This is a genomic window from Armatimonas sp., assembly GCF_043760365.1.
Taxonomy (GTDB): Bacteria; Armatimonadota; Armatimonadia; order Armatimonadales; family Armatimonadaceae; genus Armatimonas.
The window spans coordinates 1-2,396 of sequence record NZ_JAYUPA010000063.1 but is presented as its reverse complement, the minus strand read 5'-3'; the positions used below and the strand labels follow the sequence as shown (position 1 = coordinate 2,396).

General features: G+C 60.2%; 3 protein-coding genes. All 3 read right to left on the bottom strand.

The features are described from left to right. Positions 1 to 345: hypothetical protein (locus ACH2EH_RS01605; protein ID WP_395138188.1), on the bottom strand; the 345-nt coding region annotated here is incomplete at its 3' end. A gap of 4 nt (positions 346 to 349) precedes the next feature. Next, positions 350 to 1,078 carry a phytanoyl-CoA dioxygenase family protein gene (locus ACH2EH_RS01600; protein WP_395138186.1) on the bottom strand — a complete coding sequence of 243 codons (729 nt, stop codon included), beginning with the start codon at positions 1,076 to 1,078 and terminating at the stop codon, positions 350 to 352. 43 nt (positions 1,079 to 1,121) lie between these two features. After that, positions 1,122 to 2,396: glycosyltransferase family 39 protein (locus tag ACH2EH_RS01595; protein ID WP_395138184.1), on the bottom strand; the 1,275-nt coding region annotated here is incomplete at its 5' end.

Genomic DNA, 2,396 nt, shown 5'->3' with positions numbered 1-2,396 from the left:
GGACAAAGAGGCGTGTTTAAGCCCACGAGCGAGGTGAGTACGAAGGTAGCCGGAATATGAGCCGATGTAGCGAAGCTCGATGTAGCGCACGGCAAGCTCAATGCAGGCGGGATCTTTTGCACGAACACCCTCAGCAATTTTGTAGAGCGTCGTGCGGTACTGTAACCAGTTCTTGCGATCAGGAAGCCAACTCGGTGAGCGGTCAGGAAGCCAACTCGGTGAGCCAATGTCAAACGAGCCACCCAGAGTACGATGAGCGATGATGAGCTCCGTCTTGCTCCAGCCAGTGGGAACCCCATGATAGGTTTCCAATGACACTTTGAAGCGCCCCCCGTATGTGATCATTGGTTCACAAGCTCTTACCGCCACGGGCGATGGGGAGTAAGTTGGGAACCGGCTCGCCGGTGCGGAGGCTGACCAGACCGGCTTGGGCAAGCTGGACGATGTAGGCTTTGCGGCAGCCTTGCGAGACATTGACACCGCTCTTGTGCATGGTGAGTGACCAGAACACGACAATGGAGCCCGCCGGAACGGGCACAGGGATTCCCTGATCGGGATCATCGAGGCTATGGCACGCCAGGCCAATCGGGGTGGGCGTGTGCTCCACCAAGCCTTTCTTATGCGAGCCGGGCCGCACCCAGACACAGCCGTTGCTCACTGTCGCCTCATTCAACGCGATCCAGAGCGTCAGATAGGGCGAGGGCGTGACGGGTGTGTAGCCGTCGTCCTGGTGCCACGGGAACTGTTTTTCTCCCTCGGGCATCTTGAAGACCGCCTGGTTCCAGTAGAGATCCACGTCGGGGCCGAGCAGCGCGACTCCCAGCGCAGCGATTTCCGGGCGGCGGCAGAAGGCGAGTAGCTCCGGGTCGTGCTCGGCGAGATACGCCGTGAACGTGATCTCGTTGGCACGCGAGATTCCCTCCGTGCCGCCTATTTGGGCCAGTGCCTCCTCGTGTCGCTTCTGAAACGTCTCGATCCGCGCCGTCACGTGCTCTAGCACATCGGGCGTAAAGACACGCTCCAGAACCACAAAACCGTCACGCTCCAGCGTCTGCCACTGCATCTCTGTCAGCTCCATAGGCGCTATGGTATCGTAAAATTCAGGAGTGTGATTCGAGGAGCTACGGGGTGCGTTCAGCCTCGATTCGATAGATTCGGGCATCGTGAAGCGCTACCTGCTCCGTGATACGCAGCCCTGGAGGAAGCTTCCCCTGCTTCAGGCCAGCCAGAGTCGGGCCATAGCGAACATCTTTCGCGCCCTCAGAGGGGCGAACGACGACATAGACGGGTGCTATTCGCTGGAGAAAATCCCCGTCCACAGGTTCGTTGTAAGGATAGGCGGAAAAAGAGAACACACGAGGCCGTTCCAGAAAAAAAGGAATGTCCATTGCATCATCGCCCAGAATACAATCCGCGTTAGTTGTGTTCTTCGCCAGCCAGGCGAGCCGGGGGGAACGCACAATGGCCGGTGCCTCAAGTGGCGTTCGGAAAATCTTGAGTTCCCTGCCCAGAACCAGCAGAAGTCCCAGTGCCAGCACTGTCCTGACCGCCCGAGGGTTTCCTGCTAGATTGCCGAGGAGTATCAGGAAAGGCACTCCTGCCGGGAGCAGTAGCCGGGAGTCTAGCGGGTCGAAGTGAACCCGCGTGCGCTGGAGGATCAGCCCACTTGTGTAGATCAGCGCCCAGAGTAACAAAAGGACATCTGGCCGGTGGGGGACGTTTCGCAGGCGGAGCGAGCGTCGCTTGCACAGGAACACGATTCCAAGGAACACAAGGCTCACTACGCTCTGGGCCACTTGTTGGCGCTCCGCTAAGAAGAAGTTGCCCAGTAGTGCCAGGGCTGCCTCGGTGGTGTTTTGTTGCCAGCCCTGGTCGGAGGGGAGGGGGCGGGGAATCAGCTCCCCCGTGAGAGCCAGATTACGGATCAGGATCGGCACGACCGGCAACGCTGCCCCAAGCACATAGGCTACTGCTCCAGGAAGTGTACGTCCTTGACTCCGCCAGAGGATCCAGAGCAGCCCGAGGGGAATCCACGCGACCAGGGCGTAACGGGTGGCAAAGGCGAGCCCCGCCAGCAGACCTGCCGCCGCTAACTCCGGCGCACGCAGGTGTTTTCCTGGGGCGGTCACGAGCGCAACACTTCCCAAGAGCAGTGCCAGTGCCAGTGCTTCCGTGAGAGCGGTGCGCCCTGCCTGTGCCAATGGCGCATAGACTAGCAAGGCTACCAGAACGAGCTGCGCACCACCGTCTCCGTAGAACCGGCGCGCTAGTAGTGTGCCCAGCCCAAGTGTGAGCAGGTAGCCCAGTGCGGAGAGAAGTAGCGCTGCATCCTGAAAGGATGCTCCGAGTGCGTGGAGCGCCGCGATCAGCAGGGGAAAGAGAGGCGCTTGAGCCAC

What these genes read in the sequence shown, in the direction of transcription:
- ACH2EH_RS01600 (WP_395138186.1), bottom strand. Translation starts at nt 1,078, where the DNA reads ATGGAGCTGACAGAGATGCAGTGGCAGACGCTGGAGCGTGACGGTTTT.